This is a genomic window from Streptomyces scopuliridis RB72 (assembly GCF_000718095.1).
GTDB lineage: Bacteria > Actinomycetota > Actinomycetes > Streptomycetales > Streptomycetaceae > Streptomyces > Streptomyces scopuliridis.
On the sequence record NZ_JOEI01000027.1, the window covers coordinates 1 to 15124 of the forward strand.

Below are 15124 nucleotides of genomic sequence, written 5' to 3' on the forward strand. Positions count from 1 at the left end.
CCTGGCGGCGTCCGGTGCACTGCGTTCGCTGCGCTCTCTCCGTCTCGGCGCCTTGATTCCTCCTTCGGATGCCGAGCGGCGATCGCAAGGCGGAGGGTCTCCCCAGTACTGGACGTACTGGGGAGATCCCGACAACGCCGCGAGCGTGCGTGCCGGGCGTCGCCAGGCAGGCGGGACTTTGAAGACAGGCCCTAGAGGTGGGTGCCCGGGCGGAGGCTAGACGGGCGTGACGTAAGCCCCCGAGATACCGCCGTCGACGAGGAAGTCCGTGGCGTTCACGAACGAGGAGTCGTCGCTGGCGAGGAAGGCGACCGCCGCCGCGATCTCGTCGGCCTCGGCGAACCGGCCCACCGGAATGTGCACGAGCCGACGCGCGGCCCGCTCCGGGTCCTTGGCGAACAGCTCTTGGAGCAGAGGGGTGTTGACGGGCCCCGGGCACAGCGCGTTCACCCTGATCCCCTCGCGGGCGAACTGCACGCCCAGCTCACGGGACATCGCGAGCACCCCGCCCTTGGACGCGGTATAGGAGATCTGGGAGGTCGCCGCTCCCATGCGCGCCACGAAGGAGGCGGTGTTGATGATCGAGCCCCGGCCCTGCTGCCGCATATAGGGAATGGCCGCCTTGCAGCACAGATACACGGAGGTGAGGTTGACCTCCTGGACCTTGCGCCAGGCGTCCAGGCCGGTGGTGAGAATCGAGTCGTCCTCGGGGGGCGAGATGCCCGCGTTGTTGAAGGCGATGTCGACGCTGCCATAGGTCTCGTGGGCGATCCTGAACAGGGCGTCGACCTCGTCGGCGTGGGTGACATCGACGCGTACGAAGGTGCCGTCGACCTGTTCGGCCGCGGCCTTGCCCGCGGTCTCGTCGATATCGCCGCAGACGATATGCGCGCCCTCGGCGGCGAGTCGGCGCGCGGTGGCCAGGCCGATGCCGCTGCCGGCTCCGGTGATCACTGCGGTGCGGCCGACCAGTCGGCGGCAGATGGCGTCATTGGTGGGGGCGGTCATGATGGCTCAGGCCTCCGTGCTGATGAAGACGTTCTTGGTTTCGGTGAAGGCGGCCAGGGCGTCGGGGCCCAGTTCTCGGCCGAGTCCGGACTGTTTGTAGCCGCCGAACGGTGTCCCGTACCGGACGGCGCTGTGGGAGTTGACGGAGAGATTGCCGGCGGCGACGGCGCGCGAGACCCGCAGGGCGCGGCCCACGTCGCGGGTCCAGATCGACCCGGCGAGTCCGTAGTCGGTGGCGTTGGCGAGCCGGACGGCGTCTTCCTCGTCGTCGAAGGGCAGGACGACCGCGACCGGGCCGAAGACCTCCTCGGTGGCGACCGGGGAGTCAACGGCGGCATCGGTGAGGACGGTCGGTGGGAACCAGAACCCGGGTCCCCCGGGCGCGGTGCCCCGGATGCCCTTCGCGCCGTCAGGTACGTACGACCGTACGCGCTCCAGCTGGACCGCCGAGATCAGTGGCCCCATCTGGGTCTTCTCGTCGGACGGGTCGCCGACGACGACCGACTCGACGGCGGGGGCGAGCAGTTCCAGGAACCGGTCGTGGACCTCGCGCTGGACGAGGATGCGGGTACGGGCGCAGCAGTCCTGTCCGGAGTTGTCGAGGAAGGCCATGGGGGCGGTCGCTGCGGCCCGCTCCAGATCGGAGTCGGCGAAGACGATATTGGGGCTCTTGCCGCCGAGTTCGAGAGTCACGCGCTTCAGCAGCGCGCTGCCCTTCGCCATGATCTGCTTGCCGACGCGGGTGGATCCGGTGAAGACGATCTTGGCGACGCCCGGGTGCTCGACCAGCGCGTTGCCCGCGATGTCGCCCGCTCCGGGCAGGACCTGGAAGAGCTGCTCGGGAAGCCCGGCCTCCAGGGCGAGTTCGGCCAGCCGCAGCGCGGTGAGCGGGGTGGTCTCGGCGGGCTTGAGCAGCACCGCGTTGCCCGCCGCGAGCGCGGGGGCGGTGCCCCAGGCGGCGATCGGCATGGGGAAGTTCCACGGGGCGATCACGCCGACGACGCCGAGTGGTTCCAGGAGAGTGATGTCGAGTCCGCCGGCGACCGGGATCTGCCGGCCGGTCAGCCGCTCCACTCCCCCGGCGCTGTAGTCCAGGAGATCGCGGACATTGGCCGCCTCCCAGCGGGCGTTGCCGAGGGTGTGCCCCGCCTCGCGGACCTCCAGCCGGGCCAGTTCCTCGTTGTGTTCGTCGACGACGACGGCGAAGCGGCGCAGCAGCCGCGCGCGGTCGGCGGGGGCGGTGGCCGCCCAGCCGCGTTGGGCCGCCGCGGCCCGGCGTACCGCCGCGTCGACCTCCGCCGCGGTCGTCGCGGCGACCGTCGCGATGGTCTCGCCGGTGGCGGGGTTGAGGATCTGATGTCCGGCGGCGTGGTGCTCGTGCACGTCGTTCCTCACAGACGTTCGAAGGAGCGGCGAAGCTCCCAGTCGGTCACCGCGGCGTCGAAGGCCTCGACCTCGACGCGTGCCATATTGCGGTAGTGCGCCACGACCTCGTCGCCGAAGGCCGCGCGGGCGATGGGGCTGTTCTCCCAGAGCTCGGCGGCTTCGCGCAGGGTGGTCGGGACCTGTTCGTAGGTGGACGCGTAGGCGTTGCCCGCGCAGGGTTCGGGGAGTTCCAGCTCGTTCTCGATGCCGTACAGACCGGCGGCGACCAGGCCCGCGACGGCGAGATGCGGATTGACGTCGCCGCCGGGCAGGCGGTTCTCGAAGCGCAGGGACCGGCCGTGGCCGACCACCCGCAGCGAACAGGTGCGGTTGTCATAGCCCCAGGCGACGGCGGTGGGGGCGAAGGATCCCGGCTGGAAGCGCTTGTAGGCGTTGATGGTGGGCGCGTACAGCAGGGAGAAGTCCCGGAGCGCGGCGAGCTGGCCCGCCAGGAAGTGGCGCATCACGGGCGACATCCCGCCGGGCCCGTCCCCGGCCATGACGTTGGTGCCGTCCTCGTCCTGGAGCGAGAGATGGATATGGCAGGAGTTGCCCTCACGCTCGTTGTACTTGGCCATGAAGGTGAGCGAGACGCCCTCCTGGGAGGCGATCTCCTTGGCGCCGTTCTTGTAGATGGCGTGCTGGTCGCAGGTGACGAGGGCTTCGTCGTACTTGAAGGTGATCTCGTGCTGGCCGGGGTTGCACTCGCCCTTGGCGGACTCGACGGTCAGTCCGGCCGCGGCCATCTCCTTGCGGATCCGGCGCAGCAGCGGTTCGACACGGCCGGTGCCGAGGACGGAGTAGTCGACGTTGTACTGGTTGACGGGCGTCAGTCCGCGGTAGTGGCTGTCCCAGGCCTGCTCATAGGTGTCCTTGAAGACGATGAACTCCAGCTCCGTACCGGCGTACGCGGAGTAGCCGTGTGCGGCGAGGCGCTCCAGCTGGCGGCGGAGGATCTGGCGGGGCGCGGCGACGACGGGGGCGCCGTCGTTCCAGGTGAGGTCGGCGATGACCATGGCCGTGCCGTCGTTCCAGGGGACGCGGCGCAGGGTGGAGAGGTCGGGGCGCATCGCGAAGTCGCCGTATCCGTGGTCCCAGGAGGACATCGCGTATCCGTCGACGGTGTTCATCTCGGTGTCGACGGCGAGGAGATAGTTGCAGCCCTCGGTGCCGTGCTCCAGGACATCGTCAAGGAAGAACCGTGCGGCGAACCGCTTTCCCTGGAGTCGGCCCTGCATATCGGGGAAAGCCAGGACGACCGTGTCGATCTCGCCGCCCTCCACGAGGACGCGCAGCTCCTCGACGCGGAGCGGGGGTGTGCGGTCTGCCACGGGATTACTCCTCCTTCGGTCAGCCGGAAGCCATAAGGTATTCCTGAAGACCTTTGGTTGGGAAGGGGAAACGGCCACGTGGCGAAGACGGACGAGCCGATGGACCCGCCGGACGCGGACCCGCTGACGCCGGTGCTGCGGCCCGTGCGGGCGGGAAACGGCTTCGAGGAGGCGCTGGAGCAGATCCTCCAGGTGGTACGGCTCGGGCTGGTGGCGAGCGGTGAACGGCTGCCCGCCGAGCGGGAGCTCGCGGAGCGGCTGCGGATCAGCCGGGTCACGCTGCGCGATGTCCTCAAGGTCCTACAGGACCAGGGGCTGCTGGAGAGCCGGCGCGGCAGATACGGGGGCACGTTCGTACGGCCACGGCCCGACGCACCGGCCCGGGGGGCGGAGGAAGAGCTGCGGCGCCGGGTGGCGGGCGTGGACATCGAGGACGTACTGCGCTTCCGCGAGGTGCTTGAAGTGGGCGCGGCCGGGCTGTGCGCAGCGCACGGACTCACCGGCGACCAGCCGGAGCGGCTGCGCTCGGCGCTGGCCGCGACGCAGGACGCGCCGCTGACGGAGTACCGCAGGCTGGACACGATGCTGCATCTGACGCTCGCCGAGCTGTCCGGCTCCGCGACCCTGACCGCGCAGTACGCCGCCGTGCGGGCGACGGTGAACGATCTGCTGGACTGCATCCCGCTGCTGGTACGGAATCTGGAGCACTCCCAGCAGCAGCACACGGCGCTGGTCGAGGCGGTGCTCGACGGCGACGCGGACGGGGCGCGCGAGATCGCGCGCGAGCACTGCGGCGGTACGGCGGCGCTGCTGCGCGGCTTCCTGGCCTGAGCGGTGGGCCGGGCGGCCCGAACCGGCGCTCCGGCGGCCGGGGCCGGCAGCCGGCCGGCCCGAGCCGGTGGCTTTCCCGATCCGTAACAGCCGTTTAACGCATGGGTCTTGCGCCGGGCCGCTCATGGAGCAATGGTATGGCCCCACACCATTACTCCGAGGCAGGAGCGGATCATGTCCGAAGGCACGGACTCGCGCGTCCCACCGGCCGCCGCGGCCGACGGCGCCGCCGAGCGGGACACGCCCCAGGGGGACGCCGAGTATCTGCGACGGCGCACGCTGCGCCGGGGCAGCGCGGGCTGGCTGCTGCTCACTGGCCTCGGGGTCGCCTATGTCGTCTCCGGGGACTTCTCGGGATGGAACATCGGTCTCTCCGAGGGAGGCTTCGGCGGTCTCGCGATCGCCACGCTGCTGATGGGGGTGATGTACGCCTGCCTGGTCTTCTCGCTCGCCGAACTGTCCGCCATCCTGCCCACCGCGGGCGGCGGTTATGGCTTCGCCCGCCGCGCGCTCGGCACCTGGGGCGGCTTCCTGACCGGTACGGCCATCCTCATCGAGTACATCCTCGCGCCGGCCGCCATCTCCATCTTCATCGGCGAATATGTCGAGTCCCTCAATCTCTTCGGCCTGGCGGCCGGCTGGCCGGTCTATCTCGCCTGCTTCGTGATCTTCATCGGGATCCATCTCTGGGGTGTGGGCGAGGCGCTGCGCTTCAGCCTGGTGGTGACGGCGATCGCGGTGGCCGCGCTGCTGATCTTCGCGGTCGGGGCCTTCACCGAGTTCGACGCCAGTGGGCTCAATGACATCCCCGTCGACCAGGACGCGTTCGGCTCCGGCTCCTGGCTGCCGTACGGAGTCCTGGGCATCTGGGCGGCCTTCCCCTTCGGTATGTGGTTCTTCCTGGGGGTGGAGGGCGTACCGCTGGCCGCCGAGGAGGCCAAGGACCCGGTCCGGTCGATGCCGAAGGCGCTGTCGATCGCCATGGGCGTGCTCGTACTGCTCGCGCTGATCACCTTCTTCGCGGCGACGGGGGCCCGCGGTTCGGCCGCCGTCCAGGACGCGGGCAATCCGCTGGTGGTGGCGCTCCAGGGGGACGGGGATCCGACCGCGCTGAGCCGGTTCGTGAACTACGCGGGGCTCGCGGGTCTCGTGGCCTCCTTCTTCTCCCTCATCTACGCCGGGTCCCGGCAGTTGTTCGCGCTTTCCCGGGCGGGCTATCTGCCCCGGTTCCTGTCCCTCACGAGCGGCCGCAAAGCCCCCTATCTGGGTCTGCTGATCCCGGGCGCGATCGGTTTCGCCCTCGCGGCGGGCACCGGCGACGGCGGCCGGATGCTCAATGTCGCGGTGTTCGGCGCGACGATCTCGTACGCGCTGATGGCGCTGTCGCACCTCGTGCTGCGCCGCCGCGAGCCGGAGCTGCCCCGCCCCTATCGCACGCCCGGCGGCATGCTCACCTCCGGCGTCGCGTTCGTACTCGCGCTGTCGGCGCTGGTCGCGACGTTCCTGGTGGACAAGGACGCGGCGTTCATCGCGCTGGGCGTCTATGTCGTCGCCCTCGCCTACTTCACCTTCTACAGTCGGCACCGGCTGGTCGCGGCGGCCCCGGAAGAGGAGTTCGCGGCGCTGGCGGCGGCCGAGGCCGAGCTCGAACGCGACTGACGCAGGCACGTACGCGCATGAGAACGCGTACGGGAACGAGAACAACGAACGACGGAGGCCGGATCGATGAAGCCGCTCATCGGCGTCAGCACCTATCTGGAGGAGTCCGCCGCGTGGGGCGTCTGGGACCTGCCCGCGGCACTGCTGCCGGCCGGTTATCCCCGGCTCGTCCAGCGTGCGGGCGGGCTGGCCGCGATGCTGCCGCCGGACGCTCCGTCGGCCGCGGCCCGACTGGTGGCGCGGCTCGACGGGGTGGTGATCGCGGGCGGTCCTGATGTGGAGCCCGTACGGTACGGAGCCGAGCGGGACCCCCGTACCGGACCGCCCGCCCGGGAGCGGGACGCCTGGGAACTGGCCCTGATCGAGGCCGCGTTGGCGTCCGGCACCCCCCTGCTGGGGATCTGCCGGGGGATGCAGCTGCTCAATGTGGCGCTGGGCGGGACGCTCCGCCAGCATGTGGACGGCCATACCTCACCGGTGGCCGGCACCTTCGGCGAGCATCCGGTGACACCGGTGGCGGGCACCCGTTACGGGGCTCTGGTGCCGGCGGAGTTCGCCGTACCGACCCACCATCACCAGACGGTGGACCGGCTCGGGGAGGGGCTGACCGTCTCGGCGGTCGCGGCGGACGGCACGGTCGAGGCGGTCGAACTGCCCGGTCCACGCTGGGTCCTGGGCGTTCAGTGGCATCCCGAGATGGCCGAGGACACCCGCGTCATGACCGCGCTGGTCGAAGCGGCTGCCGCCCCCGGCGCGGACTCCGGGCCCTGACGGGTCACTTGAACCGGCAGCCCCGACGGGGTCCCCCGGACCGGCCGGTCAGTCCAGCGCTCCGCGTGTCAGGGACAGCAGATCGCGGGCCGGGCCCGCGGGGCGGTTCCCGACCGGCCAGACCGCGCGCAGATCGCGGCGGAGCCGGATGCCCTCGACCGGCACTCTGACGAGCCGGCGGGCGGCCAGTTCCTCACCGACCGCGAGTTCGCTCAGCACGCACGGACCGGCCCCGCTCACCGCGGCGGCCTTCAGCGCGGTGGTGGAGGCCAGTTCGAGCAGCGGCTCGGCGAGACCGCCGTACGCGCTGAGCCCGGCGTCCAGCACCTGACGGGTGCCGGAGCCGGGTTCACGCAGGATCAGCGGGGTCGCGGCCAGCTCCGCCGGGTCGAGCGGGGTACGGCGGCGGGCCCAGGGATGGCCGGGGGCCGCGACCACCAGCAGCCGGTCATGGCCGATGACAGCGGAGTCGAGCCCCTCCGGCGCGGCCACGCCCTCGACGAAACCGAGGTCCGCCTCATGGCTGAGCAACCGCTCGGCGACCGCGACGGAGTTGCCCGCGTGCAGCGAGACGGCGGTGTCGGGCCGGGCCCGGCGGAGCGCTATCAGCCAGCCGGGCAGCAGATATTCGGCGATCGTCATGGAGGCGGCGACCCGCAACCGCGAGTCCCGGCGGTCGCGCAGCGCCTGCGCCCCCGCGTCGAAGGCCTCGGCGGCCTCCACCACGCGCCGGGCCCAGTCGGTGACGAGCGTGCCGGCGTCGGTGAGCCGGGAGCCGCGCGGTGAACGGTCCACCAGCGCCACCCCGAGCAGCCGCTCCATGGCCCGGATCCGGCTGCTGGCTGCGGGCTGGGAGATCCCGAGCTCGCGGGCGGCCCGGCCCAGACTGCCGAGCCTGGCGACGGCGAGCAGCAGTTCCAGCGCGCCGAGATCCGGCACCCGGTGGGCGAGCTGAGCGGCGAGCGGTACATCGGCCATAAGCCCAGGTTATGACCTCATAGAGACAACGGGGCTGGTGGGGGCCGTACGCGACGACGAGGGTGGAAGCCATGACCACCCTCGCGCACCCCACCACCCTCGCCACGCGCACCACCGCGCGCGTACGGCTGCCGGCGCTCCGGTATCTCGGGCCCAACTGGTACGCGACGGTGATGGGCACGGCGATCGTGGCGAGCGCCGGTGCCGGGCTGCCGCTGGAGATACCGGGGCTGCGGGCCGCCTGTGTCGTGGTGTGGGCGCTGTCGGCGGTGCTGCTCGCCGTCGTCCTGGCCGCCCGCGCCGGGCACTGGCTGTACCACCGCGACCGGGCGCGCGCCGATCTGCTCGATCCGGCCGTGGCGCCGTTCTACGGCTGCGCGGCCATGGCGCTGCTGGCCGTCGGCGGCGCCACGCTGCTGGTGGGGCGCGATGTACTGGGCGAGCGGGCGGCGGTCGCCGTGGACGCGGTGCTGTTCGGCGCGGGAACGCTGCTCGGTCTCGTGATCGCCGTGGCGATCCCGTATCTGATGGTCGTACGCCATCGCGTCGGCCCCGCGGACGCCTCGCCCGTCTGGCTGCTGCCGGTGGTGTCCCCCATGGTCTCGGCGGCGGTCGGCCCGCTGCTGGTGCCGCATCTGGCGGCGGGCCAGGGACGCGAGGCGCTGCTGCTCGGCTGTTACGCCCTGTTCGGGGTGAGCCTGCTCGCGACGCTGATGATGCTGCCGCTGGTCTTCGGCCGGCTGGTGGCGCACGGCCCGCTCCCGCTCGCGATGACCCCACTGCTCTTTCTGGTGCTCGGCCCGCTGGGACAGTCGACCACCGCCGTCAGCCAGCTGGCCGACGCGGCGCCCGGGGCGATCGGCGCTCCGTACGCGGGCGCGCTGGGCGCCTTCGCCGTGGTGTACGGGGTGCCGGTGATGGGGTTCGCCCTGCTGTGGCTGACCCTGTCGGCGGCGCTGGTGGTACGGGCCGTCCGGCTCGGGATGCGGTTCACGATGACGTGGTGGGCCTTCACCTTCCCGCTCGGCACGTGTGTGACGGGCGCGGCGGGGCTGGGCCGGCACACCGGTCTGGTGGCCCTGGAGTGGCTGGCGGTGGGGCTGTTCGCCCTGCTGGTGGCGGCCTGGTCGGCGGCCGGGTGGCACACACTGCGCGGGGTGATCGGCGGAACACTGCCCGCGGCGCCGCCGGTGCCGAGGCCGGCGGCGGTCCGTACCGGGTGAGGACGCGCCCGTCGACCAGTGCGGCCCCCTGCGCGCGCCCGCAGCGACGCGCGCCCTCAGCGCCGCGGGTCGATGGTCGCGTCGATGTGTTCGGCGACGGCGACGACCAGGATGCGGGTGCCGGGCTCGGTGGCGCGCCAGCGGTGCCGTACGCCACCGGACAGATACAGCGTGTCACCGCGCTCCAGCCGGTACGCCCGGCCCTCGGCCTCGACCTCCGCGGCGCCGTCGGCGATGTACATCACCTCGTCGTTGCGGTGCTGGTATTCCCGGCCGGTGTCCTGCTCACCGGTGAATTCCTTGGCGTTCAGCTGGTGCCCGCCGCGCACCACGCGGCGGACCCCGGGCCCGGGGGCGGCTCGTACGACATCGACGGTACGGGCCGAGTCGGCGGCGGCGTGCAGCTGGGCGGGGGTCGTCTCCAGGGCGTCCGCCACCCGCTCCAATGAGCGGGTGCTCGGCCGGGCGCGCTCATTCTCGATCTGGCTGAGGAACGGCACGGACAGTCCGCTCCGGCCGGCGACCGCCGCCAGCGTCAGGCCCAGGGACCTGCGCCTCCTGCGGACGGCCGCGCCCACCCTGAGCGCTTCCTTGTCGTCCATGACTGGCTCCCTCCCGCCCGGATCGTCATCCTCTCAGAGTTGACGCCCGGACAAGAGCTGTCCTGCCTCACCCGGTGCCGGACCCGGCGAATCCGCCGTCCGTGCGCACACACGAGCGAAAGGGGGCGTATGGCCCCTGGAACAATGATGCGCGCGAGCGGGCCGAAGCGGAACGTGCGGGAGGGGTGGGCTTCGCCCCAGGCGATGCCCACCCCTCCCGCGAACGCGCTCCGATGAGCGCGCTCGCTCGAACGCGCCTCAGCCAACCGCTACTGCGGGGCCATGGTGTCCGCGATGCCCGGATTATCAGCCATCCAGGCCTTGACCGCCTCTTCCTCGTGGCCCGTGCCGCGCTTCTGGATCTCGTTCTCCAGTCCGGCGAGCTGCTGCTCGCTCAGCTTGAAGTCCTTGAACCACTTGGTCAGCTGCGGGTAGTTCTCCGGGAAGGCCTTGTTGGTGACGGTGGTGAGCCGGTCACCCTCGCCGAAGGCCTTCTTCGGGTCCTTCAGCTTGGTCAGCTCGTACTCGCTGTAGGCCCAGTGCGGGGTCCAGAGCATGACCGCGACCGGTTCCTTCTTCGCGTACGCCCGCTTCAGCTCGGCGAGCATGCTGGGCGTGGAGCTGTCGACGACCTGGTAGGACTTGTCGAGCCCGTACTCCGGCAGGACCTTGTCCTTGAGGATGTTCATGGTCTCCGTGCCGGCCTCGATCCCGACGATACGGCCCTTGAACTCGTCCTCGCGGCCCTTGAGGTCATCGAGGGAATCGACGCCCTTGACATACGAGGGGACGGCGATCTCCAGCGAGGTCGGGCCGTACCAGGACCCGAGGTTGTGCAGACTCTCGTGGTACTTGTCCCAGTATCTCTTCTGCGTATTGGGCAGCCAGCCGTCGAACTGGACATCGATCTGGCCGCGGGCCATCGCGGCGTACATCGGACCGACCTCGAACTGCTTGAGGTTCATCGTGTACCCGCGCTCTTCCAGGACCGCCTTCCACAGATACGTGGCGGCGATGTCCTCCTCCCACGGGAACCACGCGACCTGCAACGGCCGCTCGCGTTCGTCCTTGCCGCTCGCTGCCTTGCCCGGCTTCCCGGACGGGGCGACCGGGGTCCACTTGTCGGCGACGCCGGGGTTCTCCTTGAGCCAGGCGCGGACGGCCTCCTGCTCCTTGTCCTTGCCGGTCACCTGGATCTTGGCCTCAAGGCTGGTGAGCTGCTTCTCGGTCATCGAGAAGTCCTTGAGCCACGTGGCCACCTGCGGGTTGTCGGCCGAGAAGCCCTTACGGGCCAGGGTGTGGACGCCGTCGCTCTCCGCACCGAAGGCCTTCTTCGGGTCCGCGAGCTTGGTCAGGTCGTAGTCGTTGTAGGCCCAGTGCGGGGACCAGAGCACGACCGCGATCGGCTCCTTCTTCGCGTACGCCCGCTTCAGCTCGGCGAGCATGCCGGACGTGGAGCCGTCGATGAGCTTGTACTCGGTGTCGAGGCCGTACGCCTTGAGGACCTTGTCCTTGAGCAGGCCCATCTCGCCCGCGCTGGGCTCGATGCCGACGATCCGGCCCTTGAAGGTGGAGGACTTGCCCTTGAGGTCGGCCAGGGAGTTGATGCCCTTGACGTACGAGGGCACGGAGATCTCCAGGGAGGTCTTGTCGTACCAGGCCCCCATGTCCTCCAGCTTGTCCTTGTACTTGGCCCAGTAGGTGGCGTGGGTGACCGGCAGCCAGGAGTCGGTCTGGATGTCGATCTGACCGGCCGCCTGGCCGGTGTAGAGCGAGCCGGCCTCGTACTGCCGGGCGTCGACCTCGTACCCGCGCTGCTCCAGCAGCTCCTTCCAGAGGAAGGTGGAGGCGATGCCCTCGTCCCAGGGGATGTACCCCATGCTGATCTTCTTGCCCTGGCCGACGTTCTTGGCGTCGGCGGTGGTGCTGCCGGACGAGGAGCCGCCGAACATGCCGATGCCGCCCGCGACGAGCGCGAGGACGACCACACCGGCGATCGCGACGACGGGCTGGGGGCGGTGGTTCCAGATCTTCAGTCCGCCGGTCAGTTCCTTCGCCTTGGCCAGCGCGCGGCGGCCGACCGGGGAGACCTGGAGGCTGAGCGAGCCGGTGATCCGGTCGAGGTACACGGCCAGGATGACGACGGAGAGACCCGCCTCGAAGCCGAGACCGATGTCGATGTTGCCGAGCGCGCGGTAGACGGCGCCACCGAGGCCGCCGCCGCCGACCATGCCGGCGATGACCACCATGGACAGGCCCAGCATGATGACCTGGTTGATCCCCGCCATGATCGTCTGGAGGGCCAGCGGCAGCTGGACCCGCATCAGGGTGTTACGGGGGCTGGTGCCGAACGCCTCGGCGGCCTCGACCAGTTCCTCGTCGACCTGCCGGATACCGAGTTCGGTCATCCGGACGCCGGGCGGCAGGGCGAAGATGATCGTGGCGATGATGCCGGGCACCACGCCGATCCCGAAGAAGACGACGCCCGGGATCAGATAGACCATGGCGGGCATGGTCTGCATCAGGTCGAGCACCGGCCGGACGATGGAGCTGACCGTCTTGGAGCGCGAGGCCCAGATGCCCAGTGGTATCGAGATGACCAGCACGATGATGGTCGCCACGAGCACCAGCGAGAGAGTCTCCATCGACTCGTCCCACAGCTCGATGGAGTCGATCAGCGCGAACCCGCCGAAGGTGAGGACACCCGCGACGAGGCTGCGCAGCCACCAGGCGAGCACGGCCAGAATGCCCGCGAGGAGCAGCGGCTCGGGGGCGGAGAGCACGGCGTTGATGCCGTCGTACATGCCCGAGACGACCGAACCGATCGCGTCGAACAGCCAGGAGAGGTGGTTCTGGAGAAAGTCGACCGCGTTGTCGACCCAGTCGCCGAGAGGGAGCCTAGGCACTGGCTACCGCCTTGCCGGTCGTGGCCTTCGAGACCGCGATACCGGCGGGCGCGTCGACGGGCACGGAGGGTGTCATCGGCTCACCGAGGACGGCCAGCAGCCTGGCGCGCGGGACGACTCCGACGAGCTTGCCCGTGTCGTCGGTGACGGCGACGGGGATCGCGCTGGTGGAGCAGGGCGTGAACAGCTCGATGATCGGGGTGGACTCGGCCACGCTGGCGGGCGCCGCGTCGAGCACCTGCTGCGCGGTACGCAGCTCCTTGCCGCCGTCCGTACGGACGCCGAAGGCGGTCTCCGGGTCGGCCATGATCGCACCGGCGGTGAGCACCCGGGAGCGGTCGACGTCCTGGGTGAAGGAGGCGACATAGTCATTGGCCGGGGTGACGAGGATGTCCTCGGCGCTGCCCAGCTGGACGATCTCGCCGTCGCGCATGACCGCGATCCGGTCGCCGAGGCGCATGGCCTCGTTGAGGTCGTGGGTGATGAACACGATGGTCTTCTTGAGCCTCTTCTGGAGCTGGAGCAGCTGATCCTGCATATCGCGGCGGATCAGCGGGTCGAGCGCGCTGAAGGACTCGTCCATCAGCAGCAGATCGGCGTCGGTGGCGAGCGCGCGGGCGAGCCCTACGCGCTGCTGCATACCGCCGGAGAGCTCATCGGGCCAGGACGCCTCCCAGCCGCCCAGGCCGGTGAGTTCCAGCGCCTCGGCCGCGCGCTTCTCGCGCTCGGCACGGGGCACGCCCTGCACTTCGAGGCCGTACCCGGCGTTCTCCAGAACGCTGCGGTGCGGGAAGAGCGCGAAGTGCTGGAAGACCATGCTGATCTTGGTGGAGCGGACGTGGCGCAGCTCCTGCGGGCTCAGTGCGGTCAGGTCCTGGCCGTCGAAGAGCACCCGTCCCGAGGTGGGATCCAGCAGCCCGTTGAGCATGCGCAGCAGCGTGGACTTGCCGGATCCCGACAGACCCATCACGACGAATATCTGGCCGGGCTCGACCGAGAACGAGGCGTCGATCACCGCTGCGGTCGTACCGTCGGTGCGCAGCTCATCACGGTCGATACCGTTTTCGAGCTTCGTCACGGCTTCGTCTGGTCGTCTGCCGAATACCTTGTACAAGTGTTCGGCTTGCAGCCTGGACACATACACCTCACGCGTTGAACGGAAAACGGCCCGTCACCCCCGCGGGCAGGCCGTGGAGCGGGCGGATTCTGTCCGCTTACCGGACGCGCTGTGTGAAATTGCGACCTGGTTCGCTCCAGTCGCGCGCCTGCCCGCGCTTACACGGACCAAACAGAAAGGTGTCCCAGGTCACTCCCCCGGGGGAACACTTCGGCGTGAAAGGCTCTTTCCGAGACGGTCCGATCACCGACGGTCACCCCGGCATGTCCCCGCGCGGCGACGGCGTTGTCAGTGGGCTGGGGCATCATCGGGGGTGTGACGCGACGCCTGATGCTCCTCGACACCGCCTCCCTCTACTTCCGGGCCTACTTCGGGGTCCCCGACTCCGTACGGGCCCCCGACGGCACCCCGGTCAACGCGGTGCGCGGTCTGCTGGACTTCATCGGCAGGCTGGTCCAGGATCACCGCCCGGACGAGCTGGTGGCCTGCATGGACGCCGATTGGCGGCCCGCGTGGCGGGTGGAGCTGATCCCGTCCTACAAGGCCCACCGCGTGGCGAGCCCCCATGAGGGAGTGCCCGACGAGGAGGAGATCCCGGACACGCTGGCACCACAGGTCCCGATCATCGAGGCGGTGCTCGACGCGCTGGGCATCGCCAGGGTGGGCGTCGCGGGATACGAGGCGGACGATGTGATCGGCACGCTCGCCGGCCGCGCGACGGGTCCGGTGGACATCGTCACCGGCGACCGCGACCTCTATCAGCTGATCGACGACAAGCGCGGCGTGCGCGTGCTCTACCCCCTCAAGGGGGTGGGGTCGCTGCACCTCACCGACGAGGCGGCGCTGCGGGAGAAGTACGGCGTCGACGGCCCGGGCTATGTCGATCTGGCCCTGCTGCGCGGTGACCCGAGCGACGGGCTGCCCGGGGTGCCGGGGATCGGCGAGAAGACCGCGGCCAAGCTGCTCGACGCCTTCGGTGATCTGGCCGGGATCATGGCGGCGGTGGATGACCCGCGCTCGAAGCTCACCCCGTCCCAGCGCAAGCGGCTGGACGAGGCCCGGGAGTATGTGGCGGTCGCGCCCACGGTGGTCCGGGTGGCCGGCGACGTACCGCTGCCGGACTTCGACCCGGCGCTGCCCACCGGGCCGCGCGATCCGGCCATGGTCGACGCGCTCGCCACCCGATGGGGGCTGGGTGGCGCCCTGCGGCGTCTGCTCGCCACCCTCCAGCAGTGAGTGTTAACTTAGGTAAACCTAAGCAGCGCTACCGTCA

12 protein-coding genes are annotated in these 15124 nt (G+C 70.4%); 5 read left to right on the forward strand and 7 right to left on the reverse strand.

The features are described from left to right. Positions 1-216: 216 nt before the first annotated feature. Genes IF11_RS0128260 through IF11_RS0128270 form a run of 3 tightly spaced genes read right to left on the reverse strand, consistent with a single transcriptional unit; the run spans position 217 to position 3764 of the window. Positions 217-1008 carry a 3-oxoacyl-ACP reductase gene (locus IF11_RS0128260; protein ID WP_030354575.1) on the reverse strand — a complete coding sequence of 264 codons (792 nt, stop codon included), beginning with the start codon at positions 1006-1008 and terminating at the stop codon, positions 217-219. Between the two features lie 6 nt (positions 1009-1014). Beyond that, a complete protein-coding gene (locus IF11_RS0128265; RefSeq protein ID WP_030354576.1) occupies positions 1015-2391 on the reverse strand; it encodes an aldehyde dehydrogenase family protein in 1377 nt (458 codons plus the stop codon). A gap of 8 nt (positions 2392-2399) precedes the next feature. Beyond that, positions 2400-3764: a glutamine synthetase family protein gene (locus tag IF11_RS0128270; protein WP_030354577.1), complete on the reverse strand. Its 1365-nt coding sequence runs from the start codon at positions 3762-3764 to the stop codon at positions 2400-2402. Positions 3765-3863: 99 nt separating this feature from the next. Between IF11_RS0128270 and IF11_RS0128275 the strand changes: the two genes are divergently transcribed. From IF11_RS0128275 to IF11_RS0128285, 3 genes are all read left to right on the forward strand, one after another. Then, entirely contained in the window at positions 3864-4595 is a 732-nt protein-coding gene (locus tag IF11_RS0128275) for a FadR/GntR family transcriptional regulator (protein ID WP_030354578.1), read from the forward strand. A gap of 174 nt (positions 4596-4769) precedes the next feature. Next, a complete protein-coding gene (gene eat / locus IF11_RS0128280; RefSeq protein WP_030354579.1) occupies positions 4770-6254 on the forward strand; it encodes an ethanolamine permease in 1485 nt (494 codons plus the stop codon). 66 nt (positions 6255-6320) lie between these two features. Next, positions 6321-7025, forward strand: a complete 705-nt coding sequence (locus IF11_RS0128285; protein ID WP_030354580.1) for a gamma-glutamyl-gamma-aminobutyrate hydrolase family protein — start codon at positions 6321-6323, stop codon at positions 7023-7025. 48 nt (positions 7026-7073) lie between these two features. On the opposite strand, the gene IF11_RS0128290 is transcribed toward IF11_RS0128285, so the two are convergent. Next, the gene (locus IF11_RS0128290) at positions 7074-8003 is read right to left on the reverse strand and encodes a LysR family transcriptional regulator (RefSeq protein ID WP_030354581.1); all 930 of its coding nucleotides are present in this window, start codon (positions 8001-8003) and stop codon (positions 7074-7076) included. A 71-nt stretch (positions 8004-8074) separates the two neighbouring features. Here IF11_RS0128290 and IF11_RS0128295 point away from each other — a divergent pair, with 71 nt between their 5' ends. Further along, the gene (locus IF11_RS0128295; RefSeq protein ID WP_051746319.1) at positions 8075-9226 is read left to right on the forward strand and encodes a TDT family transporter; all 1152 of its coding nucleotides are present in this window, start codon (positions 8075-8077) and stop codon (positions 9224-9226) included. A 56-nt stretch (positions 9227-9282) separates the two neighbouring features. Here the strand turns inward: IF11_RS0128295 and IF11_RS0128300 are convergent, their stop codons facing one another. The 3 genes from IF11_RS0128300 to IF11_RS0128310 form a co-directional block, all read right to left on the reverse strand. Continuing rightward, on the reverse strand, positions 9283-9828 hold the full coding sequence (locus IF11_RS0128300) for a helix-turn-helix domain-containing protein (RefSeq protein WP_030354583.1): 546 nt from the start codon (positions 9826-9828) through the stop codon (positions 9283-9285). A gap of 269 nt (positions 9829-10097) precedes the next feature. Beyond that, positions 10098-12734, reverse strand: coding sequence for an ABC transporter permease/substrate binding protein (locus IF11_RS0128305; protein WP_030354584.1), 2637 nt, complete (start codon positions 12732-12734; stop codon positions 10098-10100). Continuing rightward, positions 12727-13872, reverse strand: coding sequence for a quaternary amine ABC transporter ATP-binding protein (locus IF11_RS0128310; RefSeq protein WP_030354585.1), 1146 nt, complete (start codon positions 13870-13872; stop codon positions 12727-12729). Before IF11_RS0128310 ends, IF11_RS0128305 begins: the two co-directional genes overlap by 8 nt. A 309-nt stretch (positions 13873-14181) precedes the next feature. Here IF11_RS0128310 and IF11_RS0128315 point away from each other — a divergent pair, with 309 nt between their 5' ends. Next, positions 14182-15087: a 5'-3' exonuclease gene (locus IF11_RS0128315; protein WP_030354586.1), complete on the forward strand. Its 906-nt coding sequence runs from the start codon at positions 14182-14184 to the stop codon at positions 15085-15087. Positions 15088-15124 lie beyond the last annotated feature (37 nt).